Annotated in this window: 15 protein-coding genes; 4 read left to right on the forward strand and 11 right to left on the reverse strand. The window is 40.7% G+C overall.

Going from position 1 to position 14,117, the window contains the following annotated elements; translation table 11 throughout:
- Positions 1 to 378: 378 nt before the first annotated feature.
- The 5 genes from htpX to M5X66_RS09010 all read right to left on the reverse strand — a co-directional run bounded on the left by htpX (position 379) and on the right by M5X66_RS09010 (position 5,766).
- The gene (htpX, locus tag M5X66_RS08990) at positions 379 to 1,263 is read right to left on the reverse strand and encodes a protease HtpX (RefSeq protein WP_036954871.1); all 885 of its coding nucleotides are present in this window, start codon (positions 1,261 to 1,263) and stop codon (positions 379 to 381) included.
- Positions 1,264 to 1,453: 190 nt separating this feature from the next.
- On the reverse strand, positions 1,454 to 2,197 hold the full coding sequence (locus M5X66_RS08995) for a cell envelope biogenesis protein TolA (protein ID WP_270103436.1): 744 nt from the start codon (positions 2,195 to 2,197) through the stop codon (positions 1,454 to 1,456).
- A 224-nt stretch (positions 2,198 to 2,421) separates the two neighbouring features.
- Entirely contained in the window at positions 2,422 to 4,467 is a 2,046-nt protein-coding gene (prc, locus tag M5X66_RS09000) for a carboxy terminal-processing peptidase (RefSeq protein ID WP_036954866.1), read from the reverse strand.
- Between the two features lie 19 nt (positions 4,468 to 4,486).
- Entirely contained in the window at positions 4,487 to 5,173 is a 687-nt protein-coding gene (gene proQ / locus M5X66_RS09005) for an RNA chaperone ProQ (protein WP_036954864.1), read from the reverse strand.
- A 110-nt stretch (positions 5,174 to 5,283) separates the two neighbouring features.
- Positions 5,284 to 5,766 (reverse strand): GAF domain-containing protein, encoded by a 483-nt coding sequence (locus M5X66_RS09010; RefSeq protein ID WP_270103437.1) that lies wholly within the window; start codon positions 5,764 to 5,766, stop codon positions 5,284 to 5,286.
- 131 nt (positions 5,767 to 5,897) lie between these two features.
- Between M5X66_RS09010 and yebS the strand changes: the two genes are divergently transcribed.
- The 3 genes from yebS to M5X66_RS09025 all read left to right on the forward strand — a co-directional run bounded on the left by yebS (position 5,898) and on the right by M5X66_RS09025 (position 9,822).
- Positions 5,898 to 7,124: a membrane integrity lipid transport subunit YebS gene (gene yebS / locus M5X66_RS09015; RefSeq protein WP_108478057.1), complete on the forward strand. Its 1,227-nt coding sequence runs from the start codon at positions 5,898 to 5,900 to the stop codon at positions 7,122 to 7,124.
- Positions 7,099 to 9,438: an MlaD family protein gene (locus tag M5X66_RS09020; protein ID WP_108478056.1), complete on the forward strand. Its 2,340-nt coding sequence runs from the start codon at positions 7,099 to 7,101 to the stop codon at positions 9,436 to 9,438. Before yebS ends, M5X66_RS09020 begins: the two co-directional genes overlap by 26 nt.
- Positions 9,439 to 9,588: 150 nt before the next feature.
- Complete coding sequence (locus M5X66_RS09025; RefSeq protein ID WP_036954855.1) at positions 9,589 to 9,822, forward strand: DUF1480 family protein; 234 nt, start codon at positions 9,589 to 9,591, stop codon at positions 9,820 to 9,822.
- Between the two features lie 334 nt (positions 9,823 to 10,156).
- On the opposite strand, the gene M5X66_RS09030 is transcribed toward M5X66_RS09025, so the two are convergent.
- The 4 genes from M5X66_RS09030 to ftnA all read right to left on the reverse strand — a co-directional run bounded on the left by M5X66_RS09030 (position 10,157) and on the right by ftnA (position 12,554).
- On the reverse strand, positions 10,157 to 10,504 hold the full coding sequence (locus tag M5X66_RS09030; RefSeq protein WP_036954847.1) for a DUF2511 domain-containing protein: 348 nt from the start codon (positions 10,502 to 10,504) through the stop codon (positions 10,157 to 10,159).
- Positions 10,505 to 10,548: 44 nt separating this feature from the next.
- Positions 10,549 to 11,445, reverse strand: coding sequence for a copper homeostasis membrane protein CopD (copD, locus tag M5X66_RS09035; protein ID WP_270103438.1), 897 nt, complete (start codon positions 11,443 to 11,445; stop codon positions 10,549 to 10,551).
- A gap of 1 nt (position 11,446) precedes the next feature.
- Positions 11,447 to 11,833 carry a copper homeostasis periplasmic binding protein CopC gene (copC, locus tag M5X66_RS09040; protein ID WP_036954840.1) on the reverse strand — a complete coding sequence of 129 codons (387 nt, stop codon included), beginning with the start codon at positions 11,831 to 11,833 and terminating at the stop codon, positions 11,447 to 11,449.
- Positions 11,834 to 12,050: 217 nt separating this feature from the next.
- On the reverse strand, positions 12,051 to 12,554 hold the full coding sequence (gene ftnA / locus M5X66_RS09045) for a non-heme ferritin (protein WP_036954837.1): 504 nt from the start codon (positions 12,552 to 12,554) through the stop codon (positions 12,051 to 12,053).
- Between the two features lie 291 nt (positions 12,555 to 12,845).
- On the opposite strand from ftnA, the gene M5X66_RS09050 reads away from it, so the two are divergent.
- The gene (locus M5X66_RS09050; protein ID WP_154599213.1) at positions 12,846 to 13,076 is read left to right on the forward strand and encodes a DNA polymerase III subunit theta; all 231 of its coding nucleotides are present in this window, start codon (positions 12,846 to 12,848) and stop codon (positions 13,074 to 13,076) included.
- 222 nt (positions 13,077 to 13,298) lie between these two features.
- Here M5X66_RS09050 and yebF read toward each other — a convergent pair whose 3' ends face one another.
- Together yebF and M5X66_RS09060 are read right to left on the reverse strand one after the other, a co-directional pair.
- The gene (yebF, locus tag M5X66_RS09055) at positions 13,299 to 13,664 is read right to left on the reverse strand and encodes a protein YebF (protein ID WP_036954829.1); all 366 of its coding nucleotides are present in this window, start codon (positions 13,662 to 13,664) and stop codon (positions 13,299 to 13,301) included.
- Positions 13,665 to 13,866: 202 nt separating this feature from the next.
- Positions 13,867 to 14,046, reverse strand: coding sequence for a YoaH family protein (locus tag M5X66_RS09060; protein WP_270103439.1), 180 nt, complete (start codon positions 14,044 to 14,046; stop codon positions 13,867 to 13,869).
- Between the last annotated feature and the right edge of the window lie 71 nt (positions 14,047 to 14,117).

Raw genomic sequence — 14,117 nt, forward strand, 5'->3', positions numbered from 1 at the left:
TGATTTAACGCCAATAACGCGTATATATCTTTCTAACTTTATTTAGATTTAAATAACCCCAAAGGAGTATTTAGCCTATTTACTCAACATTTACTCAATAAATAAGCGTCAATACCTATAAAATAGTCGTAATTTTTAAACTGAAGGTTTAATTCGATTCAATCTGAGTGCCGTTTTCTTTCAGTATATTTATTTAACTCTCTTCAGCATAAAATACCTGTCACTTTTCTTTTACTAGCACACTGCTTTACTGGCACTATTCGCTGAAATAGTTAGATAAAATGATAAATCGAATACGGCGGGGATAGTGGTAGGATGAGTAAATAAAAAAGGGAAACATGATGTTTCCCTTTCATTTTATCGTATTAACATCGTAGGCTATTTCAGATACTGGCCTGAACGTAATGCTTCAATACGTTTATCTAATGGTGGGTGAGATAAAAACAATTCGCTAAATGCTTTACCACGACCATTGATACAAAATGCCATCAAACGCCCTTCTTCTTGCGGCTCATAGCTTGTTTTCAGGCGTTGCAGTGCAGCGATCATTTTCTCTCTACCGACTAATTTGGCAGAGCCTGCATCCGCGTGGAACTCACGGTAACGAGAGAACCACATCGTAATGATACTCGCTAAAATACCAAACACGATTTCTAATACCATCGAAACGGCAAAATAAACCATTGGGTTACCATTGCTGCTTTCACTTTCATTGTCATTGTTGTTTGACATAAAGCCAGCCGCAACTTGCGCCAAAATACGTGAAATAAAGATAACGAAGGTATTCACAACACCTTGCAATAAGGTCATGGTAACCATATCACCGTTAGCGACATGGCTGATTTCATGGGCAATAACTGCTTCAGCTTCATCACGGCTCATGTTTTCCAATAAACCCGTACTTACCGCAACCAAAGAAGCATCACGGCGTGCGCCCGTTGCAAATGCGTTGATATCCGGTGCATGGTAAATTGCCACTTGTGGCATTTTGATACCGACTTGCTGGGACTGACGGCTAACAGTGTTAACTAACCACTGTTCCATCTCATTACGTGGATGCTCGATAACTTCCCCACCAACGGACTTCAGCGCCATCCATTTGGACATGAGCAGCGACACAAATGCACCACCAAAACCAAACAATGCCGCCATGATCAGCAGACCTTGAGCACTACTTCCACGTATCCCGGTTAAACTTAAAATAATCCCGAACACAAACATAACAGCTAAGTTTGTGAGCAAGAATAAAGCAATTCTCATCATTTTTTATAGGTTCCTTGGTCAAAACAAACATCACGACAAATTTACTTCATAAATAAGGTTTTTTCACACCATTTCAAGCCCATTAACAGGAAAAAGTCATAAAATAACATATCTTTACACACAGCAATAAAAAATGCCGTTTTAATAAACGGCATTTAAATGATAACGATAAGGCACTACGAGAAAATGATCAGCTCACTTTACCTTTAGTTGGTTTGCCTTTAGACACTTTTGCGGTTGTTTTTGCTGCAGCTTTAGCTTTGTCGGCTTTTGCTTTATCCGCTTTTGCTTTGTCTGCTTTCTCTTTTGCTGCTTTGGTTTTGTCTTTCTCTACCGCTTTAGCTTTGTCGGTTTTTTCCTTCACCGATTTAGAGGTTTCCTTCTCTTTAGCCTTGGCTTTATCTGCTTTTTCTTTCACTGCTTTTGCAGATTCTTTATCGGCAGCTTTAGCTTTATCTGCTTTCTCTTTTACGGCTTTAGAGGTTTCTTTGTCAGCAGCTTTGGCTTTATCCGCTTTCTCTTTTACAGCTTTAGAGGTCTCTTTCTCTGTTGCTTTTGCCTTATCTTTCACCGCTTTCGATGTTTCTTTCTCAGCAGCTTTTGCCTTATCAGTTGCTTTTGATGCTTTATCTTTTGCAGTTTTACTCATGTTGTCACCTGTCTCTTTGATAGAATCTACCGCAGATGGTTTGCTGGACTGCTTTGCCACACCCGCCCCAATACCTGCACTTTTATTGATTGAGTTTTTTAGCTCATTTGTACAGACTTGCTCTGAACGACTGGTTGTTCCGTCATTACAGATAAATTGCCCGCTATCACAACGAGCAATTCCGCCTTTAGCGCCTGAACAAGGGTAGTTACTTGCATTCGCAGAACCCATTGACGACATCATGACCGCCATGACAGTTAATAAACCTACAGATAATTTACGCATTGCTTTGCCTCATTAATAAGGGATATTACTAACTGAAGTGTAGGATATTTTTGAAAAAGCGAAAGAAAACCTACTATTTTTTTAAACAAAAATTTAGGTTTAGTTGAAGTTAAGACTATAGATAAAATACTGAATATATTAAACCATTATTAAATCAATGAATTACAAAATCAATAAACATAAAAAAGCCAGCTTGCGCTGGCTCTAGAAAATACTTTTTATTTTTACTGCTTGGCACCAGAAAGCATCTTAGTGTTTTGATTCGAAAGGTCTATTGCCATTTTCACCGTTTCATCTAAATACGGATCTGGCGCTTCATAGTCTTTCGGTAAATCATCAATTGACTTCAATAACGGTTTGCCTAGTTTTGCATTGCGTTCATTAATACGTTTCAGTTTGGTCGCATCAATTTCATCATCTTCTTTCTGACGTTGAGCATAGTTCAGAGAAATCAGATTCTTAGTTGCTTTCAATGACTTGTAACGCGCAATATCTTCATCGATATATTTGAACTCAGGGTCAACACTGATACGGGCTAAATGCTTGGTTTTAATCGGAGATAAATCAGCATTAATGTCCCCAGATTTAGTGTAATTCGCAGCCGGGATGCTATCCCAAGGCAATGCGTTATCTTCAAAGCTTTCACCTGTTTCTGCTGGATCTTGCCCTGTTGGCATAACCACATCTGGAGTCACACCTTCACGCTGAGTACTTCCACCATTTACACGATAGAACTTCTGAATAGTGTATTGCACTGAACCTAATGCTGGCCATTCTGGTTTTAGCATTTGGTCATAAACGCGGCTTAAACTTCTGTGCTGCTGTACCGTTCCTTTACCAAAAGTCGGTTCACCCACAATTAAAGCGCGACCATAATCTTGCATTGCTGCAGCAAAAATTTCTGATGCAGAAGCACTAAAACGATCAACCAGAACAACTAATGGACCTTTATAATAGATAACATCATCGTCATCCGCATCTTGGCGAACTTGACCATTGTTATCACGAACTTGAACAACCGGTCCTTTGTTAATAAACAGCCCAGATAATGCGACCGCTTCTGTTAATGCCCCACCGCCATTACCGCGCAGGTCAATAATCAGAGCCGAAACATTCTCTTTCGCCATTTTTTGTAGTTCAGTTTTGACATCGTTGGTCAAACCGACATAGAAACCTGGAATATCTAATACGCCAACTTTCTCTTTACCTTGCTGTTTGATAGACAGTTTTACCGCTCTATCTTCCAGTCGGATCTGTTCGCGAACAATTGTCACGATACGTGGCTTAGCACCTTTCGTATCTGAAACGACTTCTAAACGAACTTGGCTACCTTTTGGCCCTTTGATTAAGGCAACGACGTCGTCTAAACGCCAACCCACGACATCAACAATAGGTTTACCAACTTGACCAACACCAATGATTTTGTCGCCAACTTTTAGCTCTTTACTTTTAGCTGCAGGACCACCCGCAACTAAAGAATTAATTGTCGTATTATCATCATCTTGTTGTAACACGGCACCAATCCCCTCAAGGGATAAACTCATTTCTGAGTTAAATTGTTCAGTGCTACGAGGTGATAAATAACTGGTATGTGGGTCAATTTCGCGAGCAAACGCATTCATAATTAATTGGAATACGTCTTCGCTTTGTGCCTGAGATAAGCGTTTCAATGCAAAATTGTAACGCTTAGTCAGTTTGTCTTTGATCTCTTTGTCATCTTTGCCCGTTAATTTCAAACTTAACCAATCATAGCGAACCTTTTGGTCCCATAAACGGTCTAGTTCTTCTTTATCCTTCGGCCAAGGTGCTTTAGTTCGATCAACCTCAATAGAATCCGTCGCGTTTAAATCAATCGGTTGATCTAAACGCGCGAGTGCATATTTGAAACGTTCAAAACGACGTTGCTGAGAAAGGTTATACAGGTCATAGAACTTATCTAACTTGCCATCTTCAAGCCATTCACCCGTTTTTGCTTTATCTTTTGCATACTGGTCAACATCGGATTGAAGTAAAACATTATGTCCGTAATCAATCATATTGAGATAACGGTCAAATATTTTCCCAGAAAACTCTTTGTCTAAATCGAATTGACGATAGTGAGAGCGCGTAAAACGCGATGTCACACGCTCACTCACGGTTCCGTGCTGTGTATTCTGCTTTAAAAGAGGTAACTGAGCAGCAGTGACCGGAGTCACTGCCTGAGTATTAGCTATTGCTGTGCCGAAAGTCGCGAGACTCACAACAAATGCAACTTTGAGTAATTTGTTCATGACCTGAGTGACCTCCGTATCAGAACTTTAAATGTTCCGCGCGCACAATCATTGCCAGACCAGATGGCAATTGAACCCTAACACCATCTTTGGCAATTTCCAGCACAGAGGCATCCATCATACTGCTACCCACTTTCACTTTCAGAGTCTGACCGACTTTCAGTGTGTTGATATCAGTAACTGATTTCAAATTCTCTTCAGCTGGATTGCTACGAGGTTTTTTCGGAGCTGTATTTTGTGGGCGTTCTTTTTTGTCTGATGGACGGCGACGAGATGAGTTCTCTTTGTTCGCATCATTTTGACGAGGTGCTTTGTCGCTAGGCTTTTTCGCAGCAGGACGCTTTTGCGTTTTTTGTTGCTCTGCGCGTTGGGCTTGGACTCTCGCTTTCGCTTCAGCTAATTGTTGACGCGCATGGGCAATGTGCTCTGCATCTAATTCACCGCAGTCATCTCCATTTAAGTCAACACGTTTTGCGCCTTCTTTAACACCGTAAAGGTAACGCCAGCTAGAGGTATACATGCGTAACGCAGAACGTAATTGCGTTTTGCTAATACCATCCTCTTCGGTCAAGTTCCCTACGATATCTTGAAAAATTCCGACTTTAAGCGGACGTGCTTCGCCTTCAGCGATAAAACAGCGTGGAAAACGCTCTGCCAAAAATGCGATAACTTCTTTACTACTATTCAACTTAGGTTGATTTTCCATGAAATTTCCTGATAACAACGATTTTGCCAACCTCACGGGCATGAACAAGCGGACATTATAATCGTGTTGCTGACAATTGCCACGTTCCTATTGATTTTACATACCAATAATTAATAATATTTTGGTATAGAACACATTGCCAAGTGCTGGCATAACTGGTCTGTAAGGTATTGAAGCCCTTTTTCATCCTCTTCATCGAATTGACCGATATTTGGGCTATCGATGTCTAAAACCCCAATTATCTTGCCATTTACACTCAGAGGAAAGACGATTTCCGAGTTACTAGCCGCATCACACGCGATGTGACCTGGAAAAGCATGCACATCTTCCACACGATGAACTTCCGCTTTGGAAAATGCAGCACCACAGACGCCTTTATCGAACGGGATCCGTATACAAGCGACTTTACCTTGGAATGGACCAAGAACCAGTTCCTTTCCATCACTCAAGTAAAAACCAACCCAGTTAATACCGGATAAACGTTCAAATAATAACGCACTGCTATTTGCTAAACTGGCAATTAAATCATACTCTCCAGCGATAAGTGCAGATAAACTATCTGAAAGTTCGTGATAATACTTCTTTTTATCCATATTTATTTTCAGTTATACGTAAACAAGTAAAAAATATTAGTAAGCGTAGACCGTAGGTTAGCAAGTTGTCACTTTTACGTAAATTTTTTTACACTAGATTACAAGCAAATTAATTCATACAATCAATATATATGACCCACATTAATCATACTGCCATGAATTTGCAACGTTGTTGCCATTGTAACCAAAAAATAGTGACTCCGCCTTTTCAACCGCGGCAAGTCATTGTTTGCCCAAGATGTTCTAGTCAATTAAATGATGGGCGTTCATGGTCACTCCGTCGTCTTGCACTATTATCTATCACTTTATTGCTTCTTGCGCCCATCGCTTTTTGGCAGCCATTGATTTCTATTCATCTATTTGGCACCCAAATCAATGCTAACGTGCTTGATGGCGTCCGCTTAATTAGCGAGCAAGGTGACCCTTTTACCGCCAGCATTGTGGCTTTTTGTGCGATAGCTGCACCGCTACTTTTGCCTATTTCGATTTTATCTTTGGTATTAGCACGTTATCTGGCCATCAACATGCGCCCCATTTTACTGATGATGAAGCATCTCAAAGAGTGGGTCATGCTGGATGTCTATCTTGTCGGTTTGGGTATCGCCGCGATTAAAATGCAAGATTACGCGACGGTTTACGTCGGGCATGGGTTGATTGCGTTTAGTACTATGTCTGTGATTAGTATTATTATTTTAATCCACATTAATCTCGATGAACTGTGGCGACGGCTTTATCCTTTAGAAGAAAATACAGATGCTCCTCATGCAGAAACCTGCCTAGCTTGCCATTTTACTGGCGAACCCAATAAGAAAGGCAAATGTCAGCGCTGCCACCGCCCACTTCACCATCGTGAACCCTTGAGCTTACAAAAAACATGGGCCGCACTGATTGCCGCCATGGTGCTGCTAATCCCCGCTAACCTATTGCCCATTTCGACGTTTTATTTAAATGGTCGACGTCTAGAAGACACAATTTATTCTGGGGTCGTTTCCTTAATTGACTCAGGAAACTGGCCGATTGCCATTATTGTTTTTATTGCCAGTATTTTGGTGCCCTTCGTGAAGATTATCATCATGATACTGTTACTATTTTCAATTCAATTTAAAAGCCATACAGACCCCGTGTTACGGATGAAATTACTGAAATTCGTTTCATGGATTGGGCGCTGGTCGATGTTAGATTTATTTGTCATCGCCTTGATGATGACCTTAGTTAATCGCGATATGCTAATGTCATTTACTATGGGGCCTGCGGCTTTATATTTTGGTACCGCTGTTATTTTAACTATCCTTGCTGTTGAGTGGTTAGACAGTCGATTAATATGGGATTCTTATGGAAAATCAAAACCATCAAAGTGAAGCTTCGGATGAAGTTTCGGAGGCTATCAGCCGTAAAAGGACGTCAATTTCGCCCTTTTGGCTGCTTCCCATCATCGCGATCATAATCGCAGGCTGGCTGCTATTCCAACAATGGGTGGAACGTGGCACGCAAATTACCATTCAATTTTCGTCTGCCTCTGGCGTTGTTGCAGGTCGAACGCCAATTCGCTACCAAGGTGTGGATGTTGGCATGGTGCAAACCGTTTCTATTAGTAGCGATATGAAAAGCGTAATTGTCACTGCCAATGTGAATAAAGACATGCGCACTGCACTCACTTCAGGAACGCGTTTTTGGTTGGTGACACCTAAGGCCTCTTTAGCCGGTGTATCAGGCTTAGATGCTCTGGTAGGTGGGAACTATATTGGTATGCAGCCAAGCACTGGCTCGCCAAAATCACAATTTGTGGCGCTTGATACGCCACCTCAAAGAAACTTAAACGAAGGTGAATTACTCATTTACCTTACCGCGAAAGATTTAGGCGCATTAAACGAAAACTCTCCTGTTTATTACCGTAAAGTTCCGGTCGGTTATATTTCTGATTATTCCTTATTACCTGAAAATAAAGGTGTATCCATCGCGGTTATTATTAAAAAACGCTACGTGAATCTCGTACGCTCGGATAGCCAATTTTGGAATATCTCTGGTATTGAGGGTGGATTTGACCTAAATACTGGTGCCAGTATCAAAATGGAAAGCCTTTCGGCTGTGATCAATGGCGCAATCGCATTTGATTCCCCAGAAAACAGCCTGCCAGCGCAAACAGGGCAACAATATGAATTGCAGCCGAGTAAAGAAGATGTCAAACCGCTTGATCAGCAAGGCAATATAGACTTGCAACTTACCCTCACCGCATTGGATACCTTTGGGGTGAATGTAGGACAACCTGTTATTTACCGCGGAATAAAAATCGGCGAAGTGTTACAACGTCACTTAACGGATGACAATGTTCAGTTCCAAATTGCCGTGTTTAATGAATTTAAACATTTGGTTAAACAGGACAGTAAATTCGTCGCCAATAGTCGTGTCGATGTGCAGTTAGGTATGAGTGGACTGCAATTTCAAGGCGCGACACCTCAAGAATGGTTGGAAGGTGGCTTACATATCATTCCAGGAAAAGGGAAAGATACATTACCAGAGTCATTCCCGTTATATCGTACCGATGAAAATGCCAAAGCGGGTATTTTAGGTTCCGCACTACCGACCACCATTACGCTAAACACCAATACCCTTCCCGACATCCAACAAGGATCAGTGGTGTTATATCGTCAATTTGAAGTCGGTAAAATTGTGTCAATTAAACCAAACAATGACGGCTTTGCAGTGAATGTGTATATCTCAGGTCAATATCGTAACTTATTGACCCCACAAAGCGTATTCTGGGCTGAAGGTGGCGCTAAAGTTCAGTTAAATGCTGGAGGTTTAACGGTTCAAGCTTCCCCGCTCAGCCGTGCTTTTAGTGGTGCAATTAGCTTTGACAATATTCAAACTGGCTCATTAGATACTTCACGTCAACATACACTTTATCCATCAGAAACGGCTGCAAAAGCGATTGGTAGTGCGGTGACGTTGACAACCTTTGATGCGTCTAAGCTGTCGGAAGGCATGCCTATTCGTTATTTAGGTATTAACATCGGACAAATCGAATCGCTGAAACTATCTGCGGATAACCGTGAAGTGAAAGCGAAAGCGATTCTATATCCTGAATATGTGGAAAACTTCACCAAAATTGGCAGCCGTTTCGCCATTGTGACCCCTGAACTTTCGCCATCGGGGGTTAACAACCTCGATACGCTGATCCAACCTTATATCAGTGCAGAGCCAGGGCGCAGTAATAAGAGCCGTTTCCAATTTGAATTGCAAACTGCCAACATTACAGACTCCCGTTATCTCGATGGTTTAACCATTATTCTTGATGCCAGTGAAGCGGGTTCTATCCAGGTGGGAACGCCAATTCTATTTAGAGGATTAGAAATCGGAACCGTAACGGGGCTTTATTTGGGAGAGCTTTCCGATCGCGTTTATGTTGCAACACGCATAGGTAAAGAATACCAATATCTGATCCGCGATAATACCCAGTTCTGGTTATCTTCCGGTTACAATCTCGCCTTTGGTTTAACAGGCGGCGTAGTGAAAAGCGGTACATTCAAGCAGTTTGTTCGTGGTGGAATTTCGCTGGCAACCCCGCCAACAGTGCCACTGGCACCTAAAGCTAAGCCTGATCAGCATTTCATTCTGAAATTAGAGCCACCTGCGGACTGGTTAGACTGGGGAACCCCTATTCCCAAAAAATAATCCCTCACAAGGCGTCATGTTTCACAGCATGACGCCTTTTTTATCTCCCATCGCTAAAAATATATTTTGGAAATGAATTCCATTTATACTATGCTTAATTTCGTTGGACTGATTTTTTATTGTAAAAATAAAGAGTAAAGAGGAAACGTTATGAGCATAGTTAAATTGAAAATCTCTTCCTATGAAATCAATGATGCAGTCATGGCTGATAAGCGTAGTGATACTGTGAGTATTCCTTGCGATTCCGATTCTGAGTTTTGTATGCAATTGGATGGTTGGGATGAACACACGAGTATCCCTGCGACACTGGATGAAAAACCGGTTCTGCTCTATCGCCAGCGTTATGATAAAGAAAATCATCATTGGCTAATGAGAATTGCTTGATGAAGATGGTGGTATTCAATAGAACGGTTAGATGGGAAATAACACAAAAAAAAGAGGCCTGGTAGATTCCGATTACCGGGCCTTGGGAAATGGCTCTGGCAGAGCCGTGCGCTAAAATTGCCATTGAGACGTAACAAAGTACTCCCTAATACTAGCGTTCAGCTTACGTTCTTACCACTTAAATTAGCAATTAATTTACATATTTTTAACACAATTTATTGCTTAATTTTCTAAGATTGAGCTATTTGCATGATAAGTTAAACCTATCTAAGCAATCAGCAAAACCTTTCAATTGCCATCTCCTTGATATTTCTAGCTAAAGGCTAACTACATCCTATTTGCTCTCACACAGTTTCTCGGCGGCTTGCTTCAGCGGTAATACTCGCTCTTCAACTGATTTAGTGGTTTCGATAGGCGCTAATAGCACATCAATCGGTTGTGCTTGGATCTCTTTCTTTTCCATTTGCGCCGTTGCAATATCATTCAATGGATGCTGCATTAACGTAGATGGGTTGATGACCACCAATGCGCCATTCGCTCGACACTCTAACATCACTTCTTCACGCTTTAGCGGCCAATCGTCGCCAAACTGTTTTTTACTGACACTCGCCAATGGCGCAGCTATCGCCGTACTGAATGTTCCACCCAGTACTAACGCACAAATTATGAATTTGAATTTCATTGAAAATGACCTTGTCAAACGGGGTTATACAAAGATATGCGCCATTATACAGGTTGATAGGTAGCAAAAATAGCCACCGCAAGGATGGCAATCGTACCAAGCAGCAATTCAGCCCAACTATTTATTATCAAATAATTAATCTGCCCTTGCTGTTGAAGACGTGGTACCACCCAATAACGATTCGTTAATGCCAATAGCACCATCAACCCAACTAACGCAATTTTTAGCCATAGCCAAGATTGGTATTCGGATAGTGTTGAGGTGAATGGCCAGCCCGGCAATAAAATCAGGCTATTAATAATTCCCGTTATTAGTACACAAATCACAGCAATATGCCCTAATTGCGAGTAACGCTTCATTGATACAACAATTTGCGTTTCTAGCCCTGCTTTTAACTGTTCTTTACTACGTAAAAATTGAATACAAATAAGGAAAGGCCACAAGCCCCCAAACCAATACGCACAACTAATTAAATGAATGAATTGATTAGTTTGATGAGCAATTCCCAGCCACCCTTCATGCATCGCCGCATGACCAATAAAGGCATGCAGACCCAGAATAATGACGGAGAAACCAAGAATGAGATAAAGTTTTAAGGTGATCGGGCGTATAAACAGAACGGCAAATAAACCGACAGCACTGAGGATTTCCCAACGCCAGATTTGACCAAAGGTAGTGCCAAGTACACCTTGCCAAATATCCATATTCAACGCATCTTCCCAGCCATCGCCCATCAAACCAGATTGTGCAATCATCCAGCAAAATGTGGTGATGATAGTAATAACTGCGCTAAATATAATGCTTTTTTTCAGTGCATCTTGGAGTAGTACGCGAAATCGCCCATGGGAAACTATCACCGCAAACATCGACATTCCACACATCAACATTGCGGCGATAAAATGAGCAAATCGCGTTAAGGTATAAAATGCTTCCAGTGACATATTATTTCACAGTGAAGCTATAGTTCCCTTTGGTTTTATGCCCATCAACAGAGACAACGCTCCATTGAACATCGTACTTACCTGCGGCTAATTTGCTTTCAACAGGAATAATAACTTTGGTGTTATTGCTAGGATCTAACGCGGCTTTACCCGTCTTGATTATTTGCTTGTTCTCATCCGTTACATTGACTTTAGTAAAGTTAACTTCAATACCTTCAGAAAAGTTTAATGTGATAGCTTCTGGTGCCTGCTCTAATGCCGCGCCCTCAGCAGGTAATTGATCTTTAAGATGCGCATGAGCAAATGCTTGTTGGAATGACATACCTAAGAACAGTACAGCGACCGCGCTTAATTTACGCCAAGAAGATTTTATTTGGTTGATTGGCATAGTAACCTCTTAATTTGCAGGTGAATTTAGATATATTGCCAATCATTATACGGAAAATAATATGCTACGCAGCGATAAAATCAGATTTTATCATTCAGCTTGTGAGGCTTGGCACAAAATGCGAATAAAACTCACTCGCAAAAATAAAACAAGCGCCATTCATCTCTGAATTGGCGCTTGATAAGTAACCCGAAAATCGAGTTATTGAAAAGAATAATTAAACGTGCGCAGCTGCCGCTAAACCTTTCAGATCTTTATCCAACAGGAATAATGATTTACCAGACTCACCCACCATGCCCAGTTTATCCAGTACAGATTTGAACAGTTTCTCTTCTTCATGCTGCTCTGCAACATACCATTGCAGGAAGTTGAATGTTGAGTAATCTTGGGTGGTCATGGCTAAATGCGCAAGTTTATTGATTTCTGAAGTAATTAATTGCTCATGCTCGTACGTTTTATTGAACACATCAGCGATAGAATTAAAATCTTCTGGTGGTGCAGCAATCGCGCCTAAACGTGGTAATGCCCCTGTATCGCTAAGGTAATTAAATAAACGCTGCATGTGCTCCATTTCTTCTTGTGAGTGAGCTTTCAAAAATGCAGCTGCACCTTCAAAACCTTTATCACTACACCAAGCACTCATTTGCAAATACAGATTAGCGGAGAAAAACTCAAGATTCAGTTGTTTATTTAACGCTTCAATCATGTCAGCTTTTAACATATCTTTACCTTAATGATGATGATTTTATGAAGTTATATCCCACAGTAACATAATAAATGCATTCAGAAAACATTCTTCCCATAAAAATTAATTTATTGATTAACAATAACTTTTTGTAAAAATAACACGAATCAGTCGCATTAGCTTTTATTCATCGTAATAATCCTAATTGCTTACTATTATCATGTTTGAATTTAATTTTATTCGCTAACCATCTCACTATTTCATCAAGATTTTTTGAACTTCAATTGCTACAATTCATGCTGATGTAGTTAACCGTTAGGATTTGAAATGAGCCATAATCTTGCCACCCTCCCAAAAGAAGAGATGGACAAAATTAACGTTGACCTTCTAGCTTCCGGTGTTGCTTTCAAGGAACGTTATAATATTCCCATTATTCCTGAAGCCATCGAACGTGAGCAGCCAGAACATTTGCGAGATTATTTTCGTGAAAGACTGGTTCACTATCGCCAATTATCAATGAATTTCGCTCGAATGCCTTACGAGCCAAGAAATCGCTAGGAATGAAATTTTAGGCACAAAAAAGGAGAATGTAATTCTCCTTTGACCATTTTCAAACCTATAATTTTGGAAATGGCTCTTTTGGGTTGTAAAATTAACAAGGAAAATCAATGTATTGATTTTCGCCTGATAACACAAAGAGGGAACAACCACGTTTTATCCCTCTTTGTCATCAACCTCAGGAGAGTTAGACTCTCCTTTTTCATTCTATAAAACCACAGATTATTTGCTGGTGTTATAGGTGATAGTATTGTTTTTACAATCCACAGCGACACGATAATGCAGATCGGATTTCGACCCTCTGACCACTAAAGGCAGCGAGTAGCCATCTTCCGTTTTCGTCACTTCACTGTCGTTGATCCATGCAACCGCTTTTTTACCCACCGCCGCTTTTTCATCTGCCCAGCGTGGTAACCGGTTATTCATAAAATCATTTTTAACCTGCGCCGCAATTTGTGGCTCAGTAAGATTGCCACAGCTCACAAATGCAGCAGCTTTACCTTCTTCCTTGTTAGCACTGAATGCAAACGAACTTAATACAAGCGCACAACTGCCTAAAACCATTGCTATTTTTTTATTAACATTCATACCGTCCTCCGGCATCTACGAAATGTAGATGAAATTGAGATCCATTGTACTCACCAAAACTGCAGCATCATTAACAACGCGCGTATAGGCAGACGTTGTCTATTTAGTGTAGTTGTAAAAATAAAACCTATGAGCAAAATGACTTAACTGATATGAATTTATCAGAAATATTTTTAAATGTTAATAGGATGTTTATTAATTATTAATTTTCGTCATCGAATCGAGCAACAATTTGCTCTTTATCTTGATGGTTTTCCCTGATTTCTTGAGCAACCAGCGCAATCGCTTCTCCGCTGCTCATGCCTTCTGCCATCAGTTGGTGAATACGTTCAACCGCTTCTTGTTGCTCTGCGTGGGAAAGTGCTGGCATACCTGAAAACATAATCAACCTCTTTAAATTGCAGACTTATTTAATACGTTAAGATTTTCAGCAAATTTTAACAGCTCTTGCCT

Origin of the sequence: Providencia sp. PROV188 (assembly GCF_027595165.1) — a bacterium.
GTDB lineage: Bacteria > Pseudomonadota > Gammaproteobacteria > Enterobacterales > Enterobacteriaceae > Providencia > Providencia lanzhouensis.